Below are 800 nucleotides of genomic sequence, written 5' to 3'. Positions count from 1 at the left end.
ACTGACCCAGATACGATTATTCGTTTGGCCACGACTCTTAAGCAGGAGCGACAAGAGAAGTTACTGCTTAAACAACGTGTGAACGAATTGCAACCGAAGGCTGATTACACTGACTCAATCTTACAGAACAAGGCCTTAGTAACCATCACATTTATTGCTAAAGACTACGGAATGAGTGGTGCAGCAATGAATAGGTTACTCCATGAATTGGGCGTGCAATATCGGCAAGGTGACACTTGGTTGCTGTACGCAACGCATCAGAAAAAGGGATGGACACAATCAGAAACGAAAGAAGTTCGGCGTGCTGATGGTTCAAAGAAGCTTGTGGCAAGTACTAAGTGGACACAGAAGGGACGACTTGGACTGTATGAACTTCTGAAAGAAAACGGAGTGTTGCCACTTATTGAGCAAGACCAGACGGCGTAAAGGATAGCAAAAATATAGAAAGGAAGGTGATTCCAATCGCATTTATAGACACAAAACTTTACACGATTAAGGAAATTCGTGAAGAGCTTGACGGTATCTCTTACCCAACATTCAAAAAATACTATCGAGATAACAAGAAATTTCCAAAAGCTGAAAACAAAAGTAAAACGCACCCCCTTTATCTAGGAGTGCGATTGCAGAATTACTTTAAGTGAGGTGATATATGAGCGACATTAATCAGTTATGGTCGATTGTAGCCACGCTGGTCACACTGGTACTCATCGTTGCAACAGCGTTTGAAATTGGCTACGAACTGGGACGTGATGACAAAAAGAAAGCAAAATAAAAGCCCGCTTAGCAGAGCGAGCTTAGGC

General features: G+C 42.5%; 2 protein-coding genes. Both read left to right on the top strand.

All coding sequences use genetic code 11. The features are described 5' to 3' along the window. Positions 1–426 (top strand): phage antirepressor KilAC domain-containing protein (locus AOQ32_RS08380; protein ID WP_199504906.1); only part of this gene is annotated, 426 nt, incomplete at its 5' end. A gap of 223 nt (positions 427–649) precedes the next feature. Then, complete coding sequence (locus AOQ32_RS09080) at positions 650–772, top strand: hypothetical protein (RefSeq protein ID WP_275542759.1); 123 nt, start codon at positions 650–652, stop codon at positions 770–772. Positions 773–800 lie beyond the last annotated feature (28 nt).

This window comes from Fructobacillus tropaeoli (assembly GCF_001047135.2).
GTDB lineage: Bacteria > Bacillota > Bacilli > Lactobacillales > Lactobacillaceae > Fructobacillus > Fructobacillus tropaeoli.
The sequence above is the reverse complement of the archived record's forward strand: the minus strand, read 5'-3'. Positions and strand labels throughout refer to the sequence as shown.

Excerpts from the sequence above, each read along its gene's own strand:
- AOQ32_RS09080 (WP_275542759.1), top strand. The coding sequence starts at position 650 with ATGAGCGACATTAATCAGTTATGGTCGATTGTAGCCACGCTGGTCACA.